Annotated in this window: 16 protein-coding genes; 14 read left to right on the top strand and 2 right to left on the bottom strand. The window is 62.9% G+C overall.

Features of this window, described 5'->3' with window-relative positions; all coding sequences use genetic code 11:
• Positions 1-16: 16 nt before the first annotated feature.
• From BB934_RS25035 to BB934_RS24985, 11 genes are all read left to right on the top strand, one after another.
• Positions 17-724 carry a GntR family transcriptional regulator gene (locus BB934_RS25035; RefSeq protein ID WP_099512106.1) on the top strand — a complete coding sequence of 236 codons (708 nt, stop codon included), beginning with the start codon at positions 17-19 and terminating at the stop codon, positions 722-724.
• Between the two features lie 199 nt (positions 725-923).
• Positions 924-2492, top strand: a complete 1569-nt coding sequence (locus BB934_RS25030; protein WP_099512105.1) for an ABC transporter substrate-binding protein — start codon at positions 924-926, stop codon at positions 2490-2492.
• Between the two features lie 57 nt (positions 2493-2549).
• Positions 2550-3521, top strand: coding sequence for an ABC transporter permease (locus BB934_RS25025; RefSeq protein WP_099512104.1), 972 nt, complete (start codon positions 2550-2552; stop codon positions 3519-3521).
• Positions 3518-4432: an ABC transporter permease gene (locus BB934_RS25020; RefSeq protein ID WP_099512103.1), complete on the top strand. Its 915-nt coding sequence runs from the start codon at positions 3518-3520 to the stop codon at positions 4430-4432. Before BB934_RS25025 ends, BB934_RS25020 begins: the two co-directional genes overlap by 4 nt.
• On the top strand, positions 4429-6159 hold the full coding sequence (locus tag BB934_RS25015; RefSeq protein ID WP_099512102.1) for a dipeptide ABC transporter ATP-binding protein: 1731 nt from the start codon (positions 4429-4431) through the stop codon (positions 6157-6159). Before BB934_RS25020 ends, BB934_RS25015 begins: the two co-directional genes overlap by 4 nt.
• A gap of 18 nt (positions 6160-6177) precedes the next feature.
• Positions 6178-7632, top strand: coding sequence for an amidohydrolase family protein (locus BB934_RS25010; protein WP_099512101.1), 1455 nt, complete (start codon positions 6178-6180; stop codon positions 7630-7632).
• Between the two features lie 97 nt (positions 7633-7729).
• Complete coding sequence (locus BB934_RS25005) at positions 7730-8971, top strand: MFS transporter (RefSeq protein ID WP_099512100.1); 1242 nt, start codon at positions 7730-7732, stop codon at positions 8969-8971.
• 122 nt (positions 8972-9093) lie between these two features.
• Positions 9094-10587, top strand: a complete 1494-nt coding sequence (hydA, locus tag BB934_RS25000) for a dihydropyrimidinase (protein WP_099512099.1) — start codon at positions 9094-9096, stop codon at positions 10585-10587.
• A gap of 71 nt (positions 10588-10658) precedes the next feature.
• Positions 10659-12107: an amidohydrolase family protein gene (locus BB934_RS24995; protein WP_099512098.1), complete on the top strand. Its 1449-nt coding sequence runs from the start codon at positions 10659-10661 to the stop codon at positions 12105-12107.
• 7 nt (positions 12108-12114) lie between these two features.
• The gene (locus tag BB934_RS24990; RefSeq protein WP_099512097.1) at positions 12115-12786 is read left to right on the top strand and encodes an aspartate/glutamate racemase family protein; all 672 of its coding nucleotides are present in this window, start codon (positions 12115-12117) and stop codon (positions 12784-12786) included.
• A gap of 23 nt (positions 12787-12809) precedes the next feature.
• Positions 12810-14261 carry an amidohydrolase family protein gene (locus BB934_RS24985; RefSeq protein ID WP_099512096.1) on the top strand — a complete coding sequence of 484 codons (1452 nt, stop codon included), beginning with the start codon at positions 12810-12812 and terminating at the stop codon, positions 14259-14261.
• Between the two features lie 83 nt (positions 14262-14344).
• Here BB934_RS24985 and BB934_RS24980 read toward each other — a convergent pair whose 3' ends face one another.
• The gene (locus BB934_RS24980; protein WP_099513203.1) at positions 14345-15982 is read right to left on the bottom strand and encodes an amidohydrolase; all 1638 of its coding nucleotides are present in this window, start codon (positions 15980-15982) and stop codon (positions 14345-14347) included.
• A 228-nt stretch (positions 15983-16210) separates the two neighbouring features.
• Between BB934_RS24980 and BB934_RS24975 the strand changes: the two genes are divergently transcribed.
• The 3 genes from BB934_RS24975 to BB934_RS24965 all read left to right on the top strand — a co-directional run bounded on the left by BB934_RS24975 (position 16211) and on the right by BB934_RS24965 (position 19567).
• Positions 16211-17212: an amino acid ABC transporter substrate-binding protein gene (locus BB934_RS24975; RefSeq protein WP_237050092.1), complete on the top strand. Its 1002-nt coding sequence runs from the start codon at positions 16211-16213 to the stop codon at positions 17210-17212.
• A 66-nt stretch (positions 17213-17278) separates the two neighbouring features.
• Positions 17279-18451, top strand: a complete 1173-nt coding sequence (locus BB934_RS24970; RefSeq protein ID WP_099512094.1) for an amino acid ABC transporter permease — start codon at positions 17279-17281, stop codon at positions 18449-18451.
• A gap of 3 nt (positions 18452-18454) precedes the next feature.
• A complete protein-coding gene (locus BB934_RS24965) occupies positions 18455-19567 on the top strand; it encodes an amino acid ABC transporter permease (RefSeq protein ID WP_099512093.1) in 1113 nt (370 codons plus the stop codon).
• Positions 19568-19590: 23 nt separating this feature from the next.
• Here BB934_RS24965 and BB934_RS24960 read toward each other — a convergent pair whose 3' ends face one another.
• Positions 19591-20886, bottom strand: a complete 1296-nt coding sequence (locus BB934_RS24960) for an NAD(P)/FAD-dependent oxidoreductase (protein WP_099512092.1) — start codon at positions 20884-20886, stop codon at positions 19591-19593.
• Between the last annotated feature and the right edge of the window lie 130 nt (positions 20887-21016).

Genomic DNA, 21016 nt, shown 5'->3' with positions numbered 1-21016 from the left:
TACCCAGCAAGCTTCGATGAACGCGCCAGTCAGACAGCCCAAATCAGCCCCCGGCACCCGGAGCGACTCCGTTTACGCCGGTCTTCGCCGCGCGATCATCGAGCAGGCCCTGATGCCGGGCGACAAGCTGACCGAGGACGTCATCGGCGACCGGTTCGGCGTCAGCCGGACGATCGTCAGGACCGCTCTCGCGCGCCTCCACGCCGAAGGTCTCGTAGACATGCAGCCCAACAAGGGCGCCACCATCGCCCAGCCCAGCCTGTCGGAGGCCCAGGACGTCTTCGAGACGCGGATGTGCCTGGAGCGGCAAGTCCTTGTGCGGCTTGCGAAAAAGGTAACGGAGAAGGACATCGAGCGTTTGCAGCAGCATGTGGCCCTCGAGACGAAAGCCAATGCTCACGATGGACCCGCCGCAATACGTCTGGCGGGAGAATTCCATATTCTGCTGGCATCCCTCTCTGGCAACGGCGTCCTGGCAAGATATGTGGACGAGGTGGTTTCACGCTGCTCGCTGATTCTGGCGCTTTACAGCCGGCCACATTCCTCGGATTGCTCCATAAACGAGCACCAGCAGATCATCGATGCTCTCCGGGCCGGGAACAGCCAAGCTGCCATCGACGCCATGGACCACCACCTCACGGCCGTCACCGACAGAGCATTGCTGTCTTCCACGTCCGACAAGCATCGCGACATCCGGTCCATTCTCGACCGCTACGCTTCGTGACAGCGGGGCGTAGGCCCCTTCCGAACAACCGAAATCGACAAAGCTCTCGGGCGGCGGCGCGGGCTCCCAGGCCGCGGCCTCGCTTCCGGATGGCCAAAATTCGTCAATGACGGAATTGACGCCTCAATCTTTGTATGCAACTTTTCCTTATATTGTATCCAATAAAGAATCCATTCCAGAGGATCTTCGGAGGCCGAACATGAAAGCCAGACTTGCTGCCAGCCTGACCCTCGCCGCCGGCGCCCTGATGGGAATGTCGGCAGAGGCCAAGACCCTGAGGTGGTCCTCGCCCACGGACATCACGACGCTCGATCCCTATGCCCATACGGAGAGCTTCACGACGAGCATGTTGCACCATGTCTTCGATCCGCTGGTGCGCCGCAGCCGCTCTCTGGAGCTGGAACCCGCTCTGGCGGTGAGCTGGAAGACGGTGAAGCCGGACACCTGGCGCTTCGAGCTGCGCCGGAACGTGAAGTTCCACAACGGCAATCCCTTCACCGCGGATGACGTGGTCGCCTCGATCAGCCGTATCCTCGATCCCGGCGCACGGGCCCGCGGCAACCTCGCGACCGTGGTCAAGGCGGAAAAGGTCGACGACTTCACGGTCGATATCGTCACCAACGGCCCCTACCCGCTTCTTCTCAACGATCTCGCCGGCATCTACATCCTCGACAAGGAGTGGATGGAGGCCAACGGAGCCTTGAAGCCCGGCAATATCGCAACGGGCGTCACCACAGCGGCATCGACCACGGCCATCGGCACGGGCCCCTTCAAGGTCGAATCCTACAAGCCCGATTCCGGCACGACCTTCGTGGTGAACCCGGACTGGTGGGACAAACCCCAGCACAACCTCACCCGCATCGAGTTCAAGCCGGTGAAGTCGGACGCCACGCGCGTCGCGGCCCTGCTCTCGGGCGAGCTCGACCTGATCGCGCCCGCACCGCTTCAGGACCTCCAGCGGATCTCCTCGTCCCAGGGCTTCAAGGTCATCGAAGAGCCCTCCTTGCGCCTGATCATGCTCTCGCTCAACTTCCGCCCTGAGCTGAAGGCGATGCCGGGACAGAAGAATCCGCTGCGCGATGTCAAGGTGCGCCAGGCCATGTGGCAAGCCATCGATCTCGAGACGATCAAAAAGCGTGTGATGCGCGACAAGTCGCGCAATACCGGCACCCTCGTTGCGCCGCCCGTCCCTGGGTATGCGAAGGAAAACGATACTCCCTTGGCCTACGATCAGACCAAGGCCAAGCAGCTCCTGACGGAGGCCGGCTATCCGAACGGCTTCAAGACCAAGCTGAACTGCCCGAACGATCGCTACATCAACGACGAGCAGACCTGCGTCGCCATCGCGTCCATGTGGGCGAAGGTCGGTATCCAGGCCGAGCTTCAGACCGAGTCCCGCGCGACCTACTTCCCGCGCCAGGATCGCGGCGAGTTCGATGTGTCCATGGTGGGCTGGGCAACCCTGCCGCCCATGGATGGGTTCAGCGTGCTCTCCTCCCTGCTGACCGAGCAGAAGGACGGTTATGGCGGCTCCAACGCCGGCACCTACAGCAATCCCAAGGTCGAGGAGCTGACCCGCAAGGCTGCCGTCGAGCTCGACGAGACCAAGCGCCGGGCCATGCTCGTGGAGACGCTCAAGGTCGCGCGGGATGATGTGGCGTACATCCCGCTCCACCAGCAGCCCCTGGCCTGGGCGGTCCGCGACGGCGTCGACGTTCCGCAGTTCCCAGACGAATACGTCCGCCTGTGGTTCGCCACCATCAAGTAAACTCGCAGCAGGAGACGCGGCCCGCTTTCGATGAGGCGGGCCGCCGGGGAAATGCCCATGTTCAAAGTCCTCCTCTCCCGTCTGGGCCAAGCCGCTCTCGTCATGCTCGTCGTGTCGGCGGTGTCGTTCGTGATGTTCCGCTATGTCGGCGATCCCGTTGCGACCATGTCGCGCGAAAATGCATCGGTGGAGGAGAAGGCTGAACTCCGCCGCTCCCTCGGTCTCGATCAACCGCTGGTCGTTCAGTATGGCCGCTTCCTGACCCGCACTCTGAGCGGAGATCTCGGTATCAGCTACCGCAATCAGCGTCCGGTCACGGAGTTGATCGCCGAGCGGCTTCCCGCGACGCTGGAGCTCGTGATCGTCGCGACGTTCCTGTCGCTCGCCCTCGGCATTCCACTCGGGGTGCTGTGCGCGCTCAAGCCCAACGGCGTCGCGGCACGACTTGTTCAAGCCCTCTCTCTTGTCGGCATATCGACCCCGACCTTCGTGACCGGCATCGTGCTCATCCTGGTCTTCGCCGTGTCTCTCGGCTGGCTGCCCTCATTCGGACGCGGCCAGGTCGTCGATCTCGGCTGGTGGTCGACGGGCTTTCTCACGATCAGCGGCCTGAAATCGCTCCTCCTGCCCGGCATCACGCTCGCTCTCTATCAGCTCACCCTCATCATGCGTCTGGTGCGGGCGGAGATGATCGACGTTCTGTCCAGTGACTATATCCGCTTCGCCAAAGCACGCGGATTGCCGACCCGCTATATCCACTTCCGGCTTGCTTTGCGAAACGCGCTCATGCCGGTCATCACGGTCACGGGCCTCCAGATCGGCTCGCTCATCGCCTTCGCCATCGTGACCGAAACCGTCTTCCAATGGCCGGGCATGGGCCTTCTCTTCATCCAGGCCGTGAGCTTCGTCGATATCCCTGTCATGGCGGCCTACCTTCTCTTCGTCGGCCTGCTCTTCGTCCTCATCAACACCGTCGTCGACATCCTCTACGCCGTCGTCGATCCCCGCCTGCGCGCGAGGTCCGCATGAAAACGCTCGCTTCCACTCCCGGCTTGTTCGTCCGTCTGGGCGCTCCGATCTCGGTGATCGTCGCAGCGATCCTCGCCCTGGCCCTCGTCACCTGCGCGCTGTTGGCCTCCTGGATCGCGCCCTACGATCCGACCGACCTTGCCTCCTTTGAGCTGATCAATGCCGAGCTCCCTCCCGCCTTCACGGCAGACGGCGACCCGCGCTTCACCCTTGGCACCGACAACCAGGGCCGCGACCTGCTTTCGGCGATGCTCTACGGCGCGCGCGTGTCCATCGCCATCGGCGGCGGGGCGGTCCTGCTCGCGGCAACCCTTGGAGTAACTCTCGGCCTTCTCGCCGGGTATTTCGGCGGCAGGGTCGATGCGCTGATCATGCGGATCGCCGATGTGATCCTGAGCTTTCCCACGATCCTGCTTGCCCTGCTCGTGAGCGGCATCGCGCGGGCGATCTTCCCCGGAGCGGCAACGGCGGAATGGGCGCCGATCATCCTGATCTGCGCGATCGCCATCCATGAATGGGTGCAATATGCCCGCACCGTGCGGGCCGCCACCATGGTCGAGACGGCGAAGGACTATGTCCGCGCGGCGAAGGTCATCGGTCTGCCGCCGCGGCGGATCATGCTGCGGCACATCCTGCCGAACGTGATGAGCCCGGTTCTCGTCATCTCCACCATCAATCTCGCGGCGGCCGTGCTTACCGAGGCGACCCTGTCCTTCCTAGGGGTCGGGATGCCGCCCACCTATCCCTCGCTCGGTACACTCATCCGGATCGGCAACGAATTCGTCTTCTCGGGAATCTGGTGGATCGCCCTCTTCCCCGCCCTTGCCCTGGTGATCCTTGTCCTTGCCGTCAATATCGTCGGCGACTGGCTCCGCGATCGCTTCAATCCCAAGCTGAGGGTGAAACGATGAACGCGCAATCCACTCCCGTTCTCGCCATCGACAGCCTGCGTGTCGAATATCCCCTCGCAAACGGCAGCGTTTTTACGGCCGTCGAAAACGCATCCCTCATCATCCGTCCGGGCGAGATTCATGCGCTGGTGGGAGAATCCGGCGCCGGCAAGACGACCATCGGCAACACCGTGATGGGTCTCCTCGAAAAGCCGGGACGCATCGCCGCCGGCAGCATCCATATCGACGGCAAGAGGTTCGATGCCGCCAAGGGCTCGGCTCAGGGCATCGTGCTCGGCCGCGATGTCGGAGCCATATTTCAGGATCCTATGACGAGCCTGAATCCCCTCTTCACGATCGAGAGCCAGCTCACGGAAGCGATGCGGTTTCACCTCAAGCTGGACAAGGCAGCAGCGCGGTCGCGTGCCCTGGAATTGCTCGAATCCGTCGGGATTCCTGAGCCGGCCCGGCGCCTCAAGGCCTATCCCCACCAATTGTCCGGCGGTCAGCGCCAGCGCGTCGTGATCGCTGCCGCTCTATCATGTAATCCCAGGCTCCTTGTCGCCGACGAACCGACGACGGCGCTCGACGTGTCGGTGCAGGCACAGATCCTCAAGCTCCTGCGCGATCTGGCCGATAGCCGCGGCATCGGCATCCTGCTCGTCACCCACAACATGGGCGTCGTCGCCCAGATTGCTGACCGCGTCACGATCATGCATCGCGGCAAGGTCGTCGAAACCGGAACGACGGAAGAGGTTCTGCGCCGCCCCAAGGCCGCCTATGCCAAGGCGCTGATCGGCGCCGTCCCGCGCATCGACCAGCGCCTCGACCGTTTCCCAGTGTTAGGCGACGAAGGCAAGGGTCGCGCGGAGGACGCCCGTGCGGAACTGCGCGCGAAAGCCGAGCGCTCTGATGCGGTTGCCGATGAAGCGCCCATCCTGTCGATCGAGAACCTGTGCGTCGACTACACCACCAGCGGCTGGCTTCCGGGCTCGAAAGGCCATCGCTTCCGCGCAGTGGACGGTGTTTCCTTCTCCGTCCGCGGCGGCGAAGTGTTCGGGCTCGTGGGCGAATCCGGCTGCGGAAAGACCACCATCGCCAATGTCGTCTCGGGCCTCGTGCGCCCCACCGCGGGTCGCGTGCTCTATCGCGGGCAGAGCATTGCCGGCGAAGGCGCGACCCGCCGGGTCGGGCCGCTGCGCCAAGCGATCCAGATGATCTTCCAGGACCCCTACTCCTCGCTCAACAGCCGCATGCGCATCGGCTCGATCCTGTCCGAGCCGATCCTCTTCTACCGCCTCGCCGGCTCCCGCGCAGAGGCGGAGAGTGACGTAGCCCGTCTCATCGAAGCTGTCGGTCTCGAAGCGGATGCCGCCCAGCGCTTCCCGCACGCGTTCTCGGGCGGCCAAAGGCAGCGCCTCTCCATCGCACGGGCGCTGGGGGCGCGTCCGAAGCTGATCGTTTGCGACGAGCCGACATCATCCCTCGACGTTTCGGTGCAGGCCCAGATCCTGAACCTGCTGAAGGACCTGCGCGATGCGACCGGCCTGACCCTCCTGCTCATCAGCCACGATCTCGCCGTGGTGCGCCAGATGTGTGACCGCGTTGCGGTGATGCGGCAGGGACAGCTCCTGGAGCAGGCCGATTCTGAAACCCTCTTCGACACGCCACAGCATCCCTATACACAGGAGCTGCTGTCGCTCGTTCCAACCCTTGACCGCATTCGCGGTGAAACCCAAGCCGCCTGACCGACCGGAGTGTACCGCATGGCCGACATCATCATCACCAACGGCATCGTCGTGACGATGGACCCGCAGCGCCGGGTCATCGAGAACGGTGCCGTCGCCATCGAGAAGGACCGGATCGTCGCAATCGGCACCACGGAAGAAATCCTGGCGGCGCATCAAGCTCCTACGACGATCGATGCCAGCCGCAAAATCGTCATGCCCGGCTTGATCGATGGACATGCGCATGCAGGCCACGGTTTCATCAAGACCATGGGTGGTGGCAATGGCGAGGATTGGTATGAAGCCTGCCATCAGGCCTACACGGTTGCGTCGACGCCGGAGTTCTGGCGGGCCGAGGCCCGGCTCGCGGCGCTCGAGCGCCTGCGCTTCGGCGTGACGACGGGCGTCTCCCTTCTGGGTGGCGGCGACACGATTTTGCGCACCGACGAACCGATCTACGGCGATGCCCATTGCGAAGGCGTCCGGGAAGTCGGCACCCGTTCCGTCGTCGCAATAGGCCCGACCCGCCCGCCGCATCCGCGCACCTATGCGCGCTTCGTCGACGGAAAGGCGGTCGAGCGCCCGGTGTCCTTCGAAGAGCAGTTCGAAACCTGCAAGACCCTCATCGACACCTGGCACGGTACGCATGGCGGGCGGCTCAACATCGCTCTGATCACTCCCACCCTGCGCGCCGAGCACCTCGACGAACTCGGGCACGAGAATCTGGAGGAAGCCAAGCGTCAGGCGCGCCTGACGGCCGACCTCGCACGCGAAGCCGGTCTCGTCTTCACGCAGGACGGGCACACGAAGGGCAGCGTCGCCTACGCGCAGGAACTCGGGATTCTGGGACCGAATGCCCTCCTCTCGCACTCCACGGACCTCACCGAGGATGAAATCCGAATCGTCGCCGATACGGGAACCAGCATTGCCCACAATCCGAGTGCGATTGCGTCCATTCTCGGCCGTTGCCCGGTTCCCGAGCTGCTGGAGGCGGGAGCCAATGTCTGCCTCGGCTCCGATGCCACGGCTCCTGACCGCTCCGGCGACATGTTCCGGCATATGCAGCAATGCATGCACTACCATCGGACCTACTTCAAGGATCCCACTTGGCTCCCACCGGGACGGGTGCTGGAGATGTGCACCATCGATGGTGCGAAGGCGCTCGGGATGGACAAGGAGATCGGATCCCTCGAAGTCGGCAAGAAGGCGGATGTGGTGCTGCTCGACCTGCGGCGGCCGCATCTCTATCCGCTCAACATGCCCGTCTTCCGGCTGATCTATTTCGCCAACGGCAACGACGTGGATACCGTCATCGTGGACGGTCGTGTCGCTCTTCTGAACCGCAAGGCCGTGTTGGTTGACGAAGACGAGATACTCGACGACGCGCAGCGCGAGACCGAAGCGATGCTCGACCGCACGGGCTTCCGGTACATGCTGGAGACCCCCAAGATGTTCTGGCGCCATGTGAGGGCGACCGATCAGATTGAAACCTGAGTCCCTGTCCTTCCGGCGCGCATAAGCGCGCCGCTCTCGTGCAGCGGCAACCGAATCGATTGTGCCGGTCATGATCCTGTGGCTGGAAGGATAAGTCATGCTCACTCGACCTGATCTGGAAACGAAGGGGCTGGAGGCGCTGCGCAGCGAAGCGCGAAGCCGCTCCCTTGCCGTTTCCTTCACGATGGCATGCATCGTCATGGCCGCGATCAACCTGCGCCCTGCCCTCACCTCCATCGCGACCATGGTAACCGAGATTCAGCAAAGTCTCGGCCTGAGGGGCGTGTGGATCGGCGTCCTGACAACCATGCCCGTTCTCTGTTTCGGCATCTTCGGGCCGCTCGCGCCGTTGCTTTCCGCAAAGCTCGGCCTCGAGCGCGCCATTGCGCTGCTGCTCATGGGTCTCGCGGCCGGACTCGCCCTGCGCGTGCTGCCACAGAGTGCCGCCCTGTTCGCGAGCACACTCCTGGCCGGTGCGACCATCGGCATGGCTGGTGTGCTCCTGCCCGTGGTCATCCGTCGCCGCTTTCCCGGCCGCCTTGGGCCGATGACGGGACTCTACACGATGGTCCTGAGCGTTGGCGGCGCCGGCGCGGCAGGCCTTACGCCCGTATTCGAACGGGCTTGGCAATCGTGGACATTGGCACTGGCGAGCTGGAGCATTCCTGCCCTCGCTGCCGCTCTTCTGTGGAGTGCCTTTGCCTCCTCCGGAACTGCAGCGACAGGCACCGCACCTCTGCCGCGCTTCTCGCTTCTGCTGCGCGACCGCCTTGCCTGGTATGTCACTGCCTTCATGGGGCTTCAGGCGGGCCTCGCCTTCATCGTTCTGGGTTGGCTGCCGACATTGCTGCGCGACCGCGGACTCGACGTCTTGAACGCCGGCGTCGTCACCTCCGTGTCGATCCTGGCCCAAACGGTGACGGCCCTTCTTGTTCCGTCCCTTGCGACGCAACGCGTGTCGCCGAGGCTGCTGATCGTGCTTGTTCTATCCGCCACCTGCGCGGGCTTTCTCGGTCTGCTCTACGCCCCGCTTTCAACACGGCTTATTTGGGCGCTGATTCTCGGGCTGGGTCAGGGCGGCCTGTTTGGCCTTGCGCTGCTCTTCGTCACTCTTAGGGCTCCGACCGCGGAGGTGACCGCCATGCTCTCGGGAATGTCTCAGAGCATCGGCTATCTCGGTGCATCGCTATGCCCCTTCGCCGTCAGCCTGCTGCGTGGCGGAAACGACCCCTTTATCGGCCCAGCGGTGATAGTGGTAGCGGTCACCGCTGCCTGCACTTGGTGCGGCCTCCGCGCGGCAGCCCCGGCCTACGTGCTGCCTCACATCAGGAGCAGTTGATCGATATGGGTTCCTTTCCATCCTGCTCGGCCGCGAAAGGTCCATCGAATCGATGCCTGTCGTCGTCAACTTCTCCTTGCTGAGGTTCAATTCATCTGCATAGATTGCGGGCATCGAAACGGATGAAGCTAGCGCCCTGGAACTTGGGGGATCCATTGATCGAATACGATCTCGTCATCAAAGGCGGACGCGTCGCCACCACCGAAGGCGTCTCCGTGATGGATGTGGCGATTGAAGGAGGCGAGATCGCCGCGCTCGGCCGTGGGCTCCAGGCACGCAGAACCCTCGATGCCGCAGGCAAGTTGGTTCTCCCCGGCGGCGTGGATGCTCATTGCCATATCGAGCAGCTCTCCGGCGGCGGATTGATGAATGCGGATACGTTCGAAACGGCAACCCGCTCTGCGGCGTTCGGCGGAACGACCACCGTCATCTCTTTCGCAGCGCAGCATCGAGGCGACAGTCTGCGCGATGTCGTGGAGAACTACTCACGTCTTGCTGCCGCCGGCGCGGTGACGGACTACGCCTTCCACCTTTGGATTTCCGATCCTACTCCCGAAACTCTGGAACAGGATCTCCCCCGGCTGATCGAATCCGGCCATCGGTCGATCAAGATATTCATGACCTATGATCGCGTACGCCTGCTCGACGAGCAGATCCTCGACGTGATGATGATTGCCCGCAAGCACGGAGCCATGGTCTGCGCCCATGCCGAGAATCACGGCATGATCAAGTGGATGGCCGAGAGGCTCGTCGCCCGCGGCCATATCGAGCCGAAGTTCCACGGCGTGAGTCATCCGCGCGTGTGCGAGATCGAGGCGTTCGAACGTCTCGTCCGCTTTTCGCAGCTCCTGGATCAGCCTATCATGCTGTTCCACGTCTCCACCGCGGAGGGTGCCGCTGTTGTTCGGCGCGCGCGTGGCGAGGGTATCAAGGTCTTTGCCGAAACCTGCCCGCAATATCTCTTCCTGACGGCGCAGGACCTAGACCGTCCGGGTCTTGAGGGCGCCAAATGGATGTGCAGTCCTCCTCCCCGCACCACGTCGGACCAGGACGCGCTGTGGCGAGGGCTCGATCTTGGCGACCTTCAGGTCGTCTCCTCCGACCACGCCCCTTACAGGTTCGATTCCAGCGGCAAGCTCGCCGCGGGCGCTCATCCGGATTTCAAACAGATCGCGAACGGGCTGCCCGGGCTCGAAACGCGTCTGCCGCTGCTCTTCGACGCCATGGTCAGCCAAGGACGGTCGAGCCTTGAAAAATTCGTGGAGCTGACGGCCACAGCTCCGGCAAAGATCTACGGACTTCACCCGCGCAAGGGCGCCATCGCGGTTGGCGCCGACGCGGACATCACTATCTGGAATCCAGACCGTGAGGTGACGCTCACGAACGACGGACTGCACGACAATGTAGGCTACAACCCCTTTGCGGGTCGCAGGCTGAAGGGCTGGCCGGAGACTGTCCTGCGCCGCGGCGAAACGATCGTCGCCAACGAAAGGCTGCAGGCTGCTCCGGGATCCGGAGAACTGCAACTGCGTGGCTGCTCCGCCGCCATGCGGCCGACCGGAAGGCTGAGCCCGGAGTTCGATCCTGCCACCAATTTCGGCGCACGACTCCTGTGATCGATCTCTGTCAGCGCCTAGGGCAGGTTTGCCCATCGACACTCAATGCATTCTCATTGGCTCGGTAGATCATGACTGACACAATAAGCGTCGTTCGGAAGGCAGCCTGGGTGGTCGCGTGGGACGAGGCGGCCGCGCAACACATCTACATGCAGGATGCCGATGTGGCCTTCTCCAAGGCTGGCATTCTGTATGTAGGTCCCTCCTATCAAGGCCATGCGGATGCGGAGATTGCCGGCGCGGCCATCATGGTGATGCCGGGCCTCGTCAACATCCATTGCCATTCCGGCGACGAGCCGCTCGCGAAGGGCCTGTTCGAGGATGTCGGGACGGCGGCGCTATGGGGGAACGCTCTCTACGAGTATTCGGCTCTGATCGATGCGGACGAAGATGCCAAGGCCGCCTGCCAGACTGTGATGCTGGGCGATCTGATGCGCAGCGGCGTGACCACCCATCTCGATATCGCATCGCCGGCCCCGAAATGGCTCTCCCTCGCTGCCAACAGCGGATTGCGGTCATACCTCGCACCCGGATTTCGAGAGGCGCAGTGGCGCATGGCCGGAAGCCACCGCCTCGACTTCGAGTGGAACTTGGCTCAGGGACGCGAGCGCTACGCCGAGGCTCTGGCTTTCGTGGAGCAGGCTCGCGCGCATCCCAGCGGCCGTATCGATGGCGTGATCGCGCCATCGCAGATCGAGACCTGTTCCGAAGAGCTGATCCAGGAGGCTGTCGCCGAAGCCCGCAGCCGCGGGATGCGTATCACCATCCATGCGGCTCAGACCATGGCCGAGCACGAGGAGTTGCTGCGCCGTACGGGCGAGACCGCCCCGGCTATGCTCGACCGCCTCGGCGTCCTTGGGCCGGACCTGATCCTTGGCCACTGCATCTTTCTCGACCATCATTCCTGGACCCGGCAGCGCAGCCGTGACGATCTAGCACGACTCGCTAAAAGCGGCACGTCGGTCGCTCACTGCCCCGTCACCTTTGCACGCAGCGGCATGACCCTGGAAAGCCTCGGCGCCTATCGCCGCGCAGGCGTCAATGTCGGCATCGGCACCGACAGCTATCCGTTCAACATGCTCGAAGAGATGCGGGAGGCGCTGATCTGTTCGCGCGTTTCCGGCCGCAGCGTCTTCGACCTCGATACGGGCGGCCTGTTTTCCGCCGCGACGATTGGTGGAGCACAAGCCCTTGGTCGCAGCGATATCGGGCGATTGGTGGCCGGATCCAAGGCAGACTTGGCCCTGGTGGATCTGAGCCATCCGGCCATGCAGCCGATCCACGATCCGCTCCGCAATCTGATCCATTGTGCTGCGGAGCGCGCCATTCGCGACGTTTATGTGGACGGACAAGCTGTCGTGAAGGACCATCGCGCCGTCAATCTGGACTACGACGGTGCGATTCGAGAACTGCAGGACGCGCAGAAACGCGCCTGCCGACGGGCAGAAATGGACGATCCGCAGGGTCGCCCCCTCTCCACGCTGGCTCCCTATTCCCTGCCGCTCGCTCGCCGAGGATGAGACAACCATGGGCTCTTCGGTTTATGTGATCAACCCGAACTCCTCACAAGCCGTCACGGCAGCTATCGATCAAGCGGTAGCTCCCCTGAGAGGTGTCGACGGGCCTGACATCGTGTGCCTGTCCCTGGCCGAGGGGCCGCCCGGCATCCAGTCGCAACGGGATGTCGACGGCGTCATCATGCCCATGCTGCACAAGGCATCCGAGTTGGAGGAGAGCGCAGGCGCCTTCGTCATCGCATGTTTTTCGGATCCAGGCCTCCATGCGCTTCGCGAGCAGAGCCGCCGTCGTGTCTTCGGAATCGCCGAATGCGGCGTGCTGACGGCCCTCACTCTAGGTCAGCGCTTCGGCGTCATTGCTATCCTGCCGACTTCCATTCCAAGGCATCTTCGCTATTTCGGCGCCATGGGCGTCATGGATCGCTTCGCCGCCGACCTGCCGATCGGGCTCAGCGTTGCAGAGCTTTCGGACGAGGATCGAGCACTCAGCCGCATGGTCGAGGTCGGCCGCACGTTGAAAGACGCCCATGGAGCGGGTGTCCTCGTCATGGGATGTGCCGGCATGGCGCGATATCGCGCTGCTTTGGAAGAGGCTGTCGGGATCCCTATCGTCGAGCCGACTCAGGCCGCTGTGGCCATGGCGGTCGGTCATGTCCGCCTGTCGCAAACCCTCCCGCACTAGCCGCCTGCCCCATGGAGTCTGAGATGACTAGCGTTGCCGCCAGGACGACCCTCTTCCGGAACTGCGACTGGATCGTCGCCTGGGACGAAGCGACCCGATCCCATGTCTATCTCCGCAACGCGGATTTCGTGATCCGAGGTGCGGACATCATTCATGTTGGCGAGGGCTATTCCGGCCCGGTCGATGCAGAAATCGACGCCCGCAAGATGATGATCATTCCCGGCTTCGTGGATATCCACAGCCATCCCGGCCACGAGCCCGGCTGGAAGGGCATGCTGGAAGAACTGGGCAGCCCGCGACTCGGCCAGAGCTCGCTCTATGAATTCATGCCGGTCTTCCAGATCGGTCCCGAATACACGCGCCCGGCGCTGCGGGTCGCAACATCGGAACTGTTGAAGAGCGGCGTGACGACGATCTGCGATCTCGGCCGCCCCCGTGAAACCTGGGCCGATGAATATGCGGAAACCGGCATCCGGGCCGTGCTCTGGGGCATGTTCCGGTCAGGCCCCTGGAAGACTAGCAACGGTCATTCGGTGGAATATCACCTCGATCCGGCGACCGGCGACCGGCTGCTGCGTGAGGCGATCGACATTGCCGACGCGGCTTCGAAGCACCCGAGCGGACGCATCACAGGCTTCATCGGCCCGGCCCAGATCGATACCTGCACCGAGGGGCAGATCCGCGATGCGCTCGATGCGGCGCGCGAGCGGAACCAGCCGATCCAGATCCATGCCGCCCAGAGCATCGTGGAATTCCAGGAAATCATGCGGCGCTATGGCTGCACGCCCATCGAATGGCTCGACAGGATCGGAGCGCTCGGTGCGGACACGATCATCGGCCACTGCATCTTCCTGAACGACCACCCCTGGCTGCACTGGCCGCATGCCAATGATTTCGAGCGCCTGCGCGACAGCGGCGCCCAGGTGGCGCATTGCCCCGTGGTCTTCGCCCGGCGCGGCATCGCCATGAACACCCTGAGCCGCTACGTGAAGGCTGGCATCCGGTGTGGTATCGGTACGGACAGCTTCCCTCATAACATGCTCGATGAGCTCCGCATGGCCTGCTATGCCGGCCGCATCGTTGCGGGGAGTTTCACCGCCGCTACGACCCACGATGCTTTCATGGCAGCCACGGCAGTCGGTGCCGACATGATCCGCCGCCCTGACCTCGGACGTCTTGCGCCCGGCTGCAAGGCGGACTTCTCGGTCGTCGACCTGAGCAATCCCTATATGCAGCCCGATTACGAGCCTATTCGCAGCCTCGTCTACTCGGCCAACGATAGAGCCATCAAGGACGTCTATGTCGACGGTCGCCAGGTCGTCCGCGATGGAGAGGTGCTGGACTTCGACATCGGCGAGGATCTCGAGATGCTGCGCAGAGGTCAGGCGGAGGCCGTCGCGGCGGCACCCCAGCGCGACTGGGCCGGGCGCGGGCTCGAGCAGTTGAGTCCTCGCGTCTTTCCTATCCGGGATTGAACGGGTCGCGCGAAATGCAGAAGGCCCCGGGCAATCCCGGGGCCTTGTCTTGGATTCAGCCGCCGTTCGTTCGGCAGGCCAGATTAGCGAGCCGTCTCGCCGTGGCGGTCGAAGACGATCTCGCCACCGCGGATCGTGAGATCGCATCGGGTGTCGTGCAGGATCTCCTCAGGCGAAGCCGTCAGGAGATCGCGCGAGAACACGGCGACGTCCGCCGCGAGGCCGGGAACGAGGCGGCCCCATTCATGCTCGGCCTTGTTGACGTAGGCTCCGAACTCCGTGAAGGCGGTGATCGCCTGCGCGATGGAGACCACTTCCCGCTCGTCCATGATGGTCCCATGCGAAGTCTTGCGAGTCAGCATGGAGAAGAAGTTCGGAAAGGGATTGATGTCGCAGACGGGAGCATCGCTGCCCGCGGCAGGCTTGAAACCGAGATCGATCCACGTTTTGAGCGGATAGGAAGGCTTTGCCCGTTTTTCGCCCACAACGGAAATGTACAGATCGCCGAAATCGTAGATGAACACCGGCTGCGGCACGGGCTGAACGCCCAGGCGCTTCATGCGGGCATTCTGGTCCGCCCTTGCATAGCCTGCGTGCTCGATTCTGTGGCGGCGATCCGGGTCCGGCATGGCGTCGAGCGCGCTCTCGAAGGCGTTGAGGGTCTGCTCGATGGCGGCATCGCCGATGGCATGAACGGCGAGCTGATAGCCTCTTGCATGGTAATCGTGCACGAGGTCGTTCATCTCGTTGTCGTGCAGGAGCATCAGACCGGTGGTCTTAGGCTCTCCGACATAGGGCTCGGACATGGCGGCGGTCCGCCCGCCGGCGCTGCCGTCTGTGAAGATCTTCACCGGCCCGACGCGCAGCATGGAATCGCCCACGCCCGTCACCACCCCATCGGCATAGGCCTGCTCCACGATGCCTCCCGGCCCGCCGAGCAAGCACTGGGTCGTCCGCACGGGCAGCCGGCCAAGGCGCTGCGCCGTGCGATAGGCGGCAACCTCGCGGTAGCCCGCCCTCATGCCGACGCCTGCATCCATCACGCTGGTAATGCCATAGGACAGGCATGCGCGGCCGGCATCGTCGATGGCCTGAACGAGTTCCCGGTCCGTCGGTTCCGGCAGCACAGCCTTGAGGCGGTCACGCCCGGTCTCGGCCAGCAGGCCCGTCAATCGTCCGTCCCGCTGCTCGATGGCGCCTCCCTGCGGAACGGGCGTCGCCTCGTCGATTTCCGCAAGCTCGAGAGCCTTCGAATTGCAGATCGTCACATGGCCGCAGGCTCTCACGATCGCAACGGGATGTTCGGGAGCCGCCGCATCGAGCTCTTCGCGGAGCGGATGGCGCCCGACATCGAGTTCGAACTGATCGTATCCGCGCCCCTGGATCCATTGACCGGGAGGCGTAACGGAAGCGCGCTGCCTGACCTTGTCGAGCAGCGCGGCGAGGGTTGGCGTGGAAGATGCACGCACGTCCACATGTCCCATGATCACCCCATAGGGGAGAAGGTGCATATGCGAGTCGCACAGCCCAGGAGTCGCGAGACGTCCGGCAAGATCGATCACTCGGGTCGAAGGACCGATGAGAGGTTCCATATCAGCGGACGATCCTGCCGCCAGGACCTGCCCTGCCCAGAGGGCGATTGCTTCGGTGACCTGTTCTGAAATTCCGCGAAAGACGCGGCCGTTTGTGAGGACGATGTCGGCTTTGGGAAGGAAAGGCATGGACCACTCGCGCAGCAAGGGCGGCTGCAGCGGAGGCTGCAGGCGAAGAGGGGCGAGTTTGCATCCCTTTTAGTCGGTCAGCAAGCTCTCGGATGCTTTACGATGGGAAAATCTGTCCTTGAAACCATAGTTGTTTCGGGTCTAGCTTGATGCATTAGCGACCGAATAAGGCGCAGATGAAGAGGGAGTGCAATGATACAATCAAAATCCATGGCCCGGTGGCTTGCGATGAGCGTTATCGCCGGCGTCGCCGCCCTTTCGGCAGCGCCAGCATCCGCGCAAGCGACGCTGGATACGGTCAAGAAGCGCGGCAAGATTCTTTGTGGCGTGTCGCCCGTTGCCCCCGGCTTTTCCTATGCGGACGACAAAGGCATTCGACGCGGCTTCGACGTCGATATCTGCCGTGCCGTGTCGGCCGCGATCTTCGCCGATCCCGATAAGGTCGAATATGTCCCGCTGAACACCAATGTCCGCTTCCAGGCGGTTCAGTCCGGCGAGGTGGACATCCTGTCCCGCCAGAACACCTGGAGCTTCTCGCGTGACGCATCCCTCGGCCTCGATTTCGGGCCCGTGGTGTTCTACGACGGCCAGGGCCTGATGGCGCCGGCGAAGCTCAACGTGAAGAGCGCCAGCGAACTCACCGGGGCCGCGATCTGCCTGCTGCCTGGCACGACCACGCTCCAGAACCTCGAGGATTTCTTCCGGCCGAAGAACATCAAGTATGAATCCGTGGTGTTCGAGAACTCCGACGAATGGCGCAACGCCTTCTTCACCGGTCGCTGCGATGCCATCACGACGGATCGTTCGGATCTGGCTTCCGTGCGTGCGATTGCCAATGATCCGTCGCAATATGTGGTCCTGCCCGAGACCATCTCGAAAGAGCCGCTTGCCCCGACGATCCGCCAGAACGACCCCAACTGGCGCGACATTCTGAACTGGTCCGTCTACGCGCTCATCGGTGCGGAGGAAAAGGGCGTTACCCAGGCCAATGTGGATGAATTCCTCAAGAGCGAGGATCCCGAGGTTCAGCGCATGCTCGGCGTGAACGGCGATTTCGGCAAGATGCTCGGCCTCGACAACAAGTGGGCCTACAACATCGTCAAGTCCGTCGGAAACTACGCCGAAGTCTTCGATCGCAATCTCGGTCCCGAGACCCGGCTGGGCCTGTCCCGCGGTCCGAACGAGCTCTGGACCAAGGGCGGCCTGCTTTACGCACCGCCCTTCCGGTAATCTGAGATAAACGGGCGGCCTTATGGCCGCCCGTTTCGCCCTCAGCCTATTCCGGAAAGGATCATCATGCGCGTCGATGCGGTGAGCGGGACGAGGCTTCTCTACAACCTCCGCTTCCGAGCCATCCTCTACCAGGTAATCGCCGTCGGAAGCATCGTCCTTCTGGGACTTTATCTGTTTTCCAACGTATCGCAGAAACTAGCTGAGCAGAACATTGCCACAGGATTCGACTTCCTGAGCCGAAAAGCCGGCTTCGTCATCAGCCAGACATTGATCGACTACAAGCCCACCGACACCTATGGTCGTGCCATCCTGGCCGGCATCGTCAACACGGTTTGGGTTTCGGCCTGGAGCGTCGTTCTCGCGTCGATCATCGGGCTGTTCGTCGGCATCGCCCGTCTCTCCCGCAATCCGCTGCTCGCTTTTCTGGCGTTTCTCTATGTCGAAGCACTGCGCAATGTGCCTCTTCTGCTCTATCTCTTTCTCTGGTATGCGCTAATCGTCACTAGCCTGCCGGCCGTGCGTGAAGCATGGGAGATTCTGCCCCATGTTTTCCTGAGCAACAGCGGCCTGACCGTGCCGTCACTGGTCTGGACGAGCGCCCATACGATCGTTCTTTTCGCACTGGTTCTCGGAGGAGCTCTTGGAGTTTTCGTCCATCGCCGGGTGACGGCTGAGCGTATCAGAACGGGCAAGGCGCGGACCATCTGGCCCTTGGTAGCCTTATCACTTCTCATCCCACCGATCCTCGCAGTTTTGATCGTGCAGCCCGATCTTGCAGTCAGCCTTCCCGAGAAGGGCCGCTTTCGCCTTGCGGGCGGTTCTCAGCTCACGCCGGAATTCACCGCGCTTCTCGTCGGCCTTGCCCTGTCCGCCTCGGCCGGCATCGCGGAGATCGTGCGAAGCGGCATTCTGTCGGTGCGCAAAGGGCAATGGGAGGCATCCCGTGCATTGGGCCTGCGGGACGGATTGACCATGCGCCTCGTCATTCTTCCTCAGGCGCTCCGGGTCATCATCCCTCCACTAACCAGCACGTATCTGAGCCTTTTCAAGAACTCTTCGCTCGCCATTGCCATCGGGTATCCGGATCTCGTCATGGTTTCGAATACCACCATGAACCAGACCGGACAGGCGATCGAGGGCATCGCGATCTTCATGCTGGTCTATCTCGGCCTGTCGATCGTGATTTCCCTGTTCATGAACTGGTACAACAGCCGCGTCGCGCTGAAGGAGCGCTAGGTCATGACGACTGCGACCGACATCGCCGAAGCGCAACTGAAGATGCCGGTTCAACGGGAACCGGATGTCGGGCGTCGCCTTCTACACCGCACGCTCAAGCCCCTCATCGGCACCCCTGTCAATGCAATCGTCACGCTGATCTGTCTGTGGATCCTGTGGCTTGGCATCAAGGGCGCTTACGGCTGGCTCGTAACCCGGGCCGTCACGGAAGGTGGCGCTCAGGCGTGCAAAGTGGGCCACGGTGCCTGCTGGCCCTTCTATGCGGCGAAGCTTCGCTTCATGATCTTCGGCGTCTATCCCTACGACGAGCATTGGCGCGTGCTCCTCGCCATGGTCCTGTTTCTTGGCGCAATCGGGGTCACGATGATCCCGCGCTTCTGGAGCAGAGGCCTTCTCGTGCTCTGGGGCGTGACGATCGGGGCGACGGCGATTCTGATCAGCGGTGGTGTCTTCGGTCTTACCTATGTGCCAACGACGCAATGGAGCGGGTTGCCCCTCTCCTTCCTGCTCTCGGCAGTCGGGCTCGCCCTCGGCTTTCCTCTCGGCGTCGTGCTCGCTCTGGCTCGCTCCTCGAAGCTCCCTGCCATCCGCGTCATTGCCATCATCTTCATTGAGGTGATCCGAGGCGTGCCCCTCATCAGCATCCTCTTCATGGCCTCCGTCATGCTGCCGCTCTTCATGCCGAGCGGCGTGACCGTGGACAAGCTGCTGCGGGCACAGATCGCCATCGTCATTTTCGCGGCGGCCTATATCGCCGAGGCGGTCCGTGGCGGTCTGCAGGCGATCCCCAGAGGACAGCACGAGGCCGCCAGCGCGATGAGCCTGCATTACTGGCAGGCCATGCGTCTCGTCGTTCTGCCGCAGGCCCTGAAGATCTCCATTCCGCCATTGGTGAACATCTCCATCGGCTTCTTCCAGGACACGACCCTCGTCACGATCATCGGCCTTCTGGACTTTCTATCCACCGTTCGCACGGCGATGACGGATCCGAACTGGGTCGGCATCGCCGTCATGGAAGGCTATGTCTTCGCAGCCGTCGTGTTCCTGGTGTTCTCATATGGCATGGGGGCCTATAGCCGTTTCCTGGAACGCCGCATGCGCCTCGGGCACGATTAAGAAAACCGAAACGCAGTCATATCTCAGGCCGCACGCGCGGCCCGACGCTCCTTGGCGAGATCCATCGCCTGATACGTCCAGTAGGTGAGCTGCGCCGCCGCAACGCCGAAAGGACCACCGTTCCACACGAGGCCGAAGGGCTCATAAAGCCTGTATCGGTCGCTTGTGCCGAGAATCCCCTCTGCGATCACTCGCCCTCCAATCGCCGTCGTGTTCATGCCGCGTCCGCCGAAACCGAACACGTACCATATACACGGCTGAAGCTGCCCGATGAGAGGCATCAGATGGCGGGCATAGGCCATGAGACCCGTCCACGCCGTCTCCACGCGCACGCCTTCGAGTTGGGGATAGGTGGAGACCATCGTCTGCCGCATCATCTCCGCGAGGCGCCGTGGCTCCGTCTTGCGCGTCGTGATCCGGCCGCCCCAGAGAAGCCGCTTTCCTTCGTCGACGAGACGATAATAGTCACCCGCACGGCGGTTGTCGCTGATCGCCATCGGCGTGCGAACCGCCTCTGCGATCCTCTCCGGTGCTGCTTCCGTCAGAAGCACGTAAGTGGCAATCGGCAGGATGCTGCGGCGCAGGCGGGGCACGAGATCGTCCGTATAGCCACCGCCCGCCAAGATCACGTCGCGTGCCCTGACCTCACCGCGCGCCGTCCTGACGATTTTTTCCGCGCTCGCGAAGTCGCAGCCGGTGACCTGCGATCGCTCGAAGATCCGTCCGTTCAGCGCCTCGATCGCCTTTGCCAGAGCCCTTGCATAGTTGAGCGGGTGGAAATGGAAGCAGGCGGGATCGTAGAGCGACTGAAAGTATTTCTGGGACCGCAGGACGTTTCGTACGGCGTCGGTCGGCATCACTTCGAGATGGTAGTCGAATTCCCTCTTCATCATCGCGCAATGGCGGGCAAGGCCGTCGGGATCGTGATACCGAAGCACGCTCAGCTTGCCGTAGACGCGCGTGTTGTCGCTCATTGCAAGCCTGTCGATATTTTCCTCGACGATTTGCACCCCCTCGATCGAGAGCCGGTGCAAGGCCTGCGCTCTCTCGGCTCCCGCCATGCGGGTTACATTGGCGTGGCTCGTCGCGTAACCCGGCCCGACAAAGCCTCCGTTTCGGCCAGACGCTCCCCAGCCGACCCGTTCAGCCTCCAGGACCACAACCGAACGGCCTGCTCGCGCGAGATCGAGAGCCGCCGTAAGGCCGGCAAGCCCCCCGCCGACAACAGCGACATCCGCCTGCACCGATCCTTCGAGAGAAGAGCGTTGCGATACGTCCGCAAGCGTGCGGGCATAATAGGTATCGCCATAGCCGGTCATGAAAGCCCCCGATCCGAGTTAGTCTCCTAAACCCTAGCGCATCGCGCGGAAAAGTGGACCTGATTTTCCATCTGGGCCGATTGCGTGCCGGAGCTTCAACAGTCCTCTCAGTCAACCGAGTTTCCGAACA

This window comes from Microvirga ossetica (assembly GCF_002741015.1).
GTDB classification, from domain to species: Bacteria; Pseudomonadota; Alphaproteobacteria; order Rhizobiales; family Beijerinckiaceae; genus Microvirga; species Microvirga ossetica.
Note: the sequence above shows the minus strand (reverse complement) of the source record. Positions and strands in the feature narration are given on the sequence as shown.